1 pseudogene is annotated in these 531 nt (G+C 49.9%); it reads left to right on the top strand.

Annotated features, from left to right (window positions below):
* Positions 1-122: 122 nt before the first annotated feature.
* Positions 123-389 (top strand): annotated as a pseudogene (locus tag F7Q90_RS27525) (IS110 family transposase); the annotation flags it as partial.
* Positions 390-531 lie beyond the last annotated feature (142 nt).

The raw sequence follows: 531 nt of genomic DNA, 5'->3' as shown, positions 1-531 counted from the left end.
GAGGCGAAGCGCCTCAAGGAGCCATGTCCGGTGTTTCACGCGATAGTGTCCATTAAAAAATGATGGACACTATTTTCCCGGAACCGGAGCCCGCTGCACAGACGGTTTAAATGTGACGCTTACTCAGAAATAAACCTAAATTATCCAAAAACGGCCCGCCGGAAATACGGGCGAAGCTGTATCTGTCTTCGATGTGCGGTATGAGATTTAACCCGGCGATGAAAGCGATATATGAGAGGTTATGTCTGAGTGGCAAGGCAAAAATGTGCGCCATAGGTGCACTGATGCGAAAGCTCGTCCACTGGTGCTATGGCGTTCTGAAAACACAAAAGCCGTTCGATGCTGAATACCTGTCTTCAGATGCGCGTAGCGCATGTAAGGCGGCATGACATTGTTTTATATAACTCTGTAGTCAAACCGCCGAAGCCCGGCGTAAGCCGGTGGAGGACTATCAGGAGAGTGGTATCCCCCTCCCGCCCTGAACAGCCATGCAGGCTTACAGCGATGATTATGCTGATTTAAGCCCTTTTA

This window comes from Pantoea stewartii subsp. stewartii (genome assembly GCF_008801695.1).
In the GTDB taxonomy this organism is placed as follows: domain Bacteria; phylum Pseudomonadota; class Gammaproteobacteria; order Enterobacterales; family Enterobacteriaceae; genus Pantoea; species Pantoea stewartii.
This window is presented reverse-complemented; position numbering and strand designations above follow the sequence as displayed.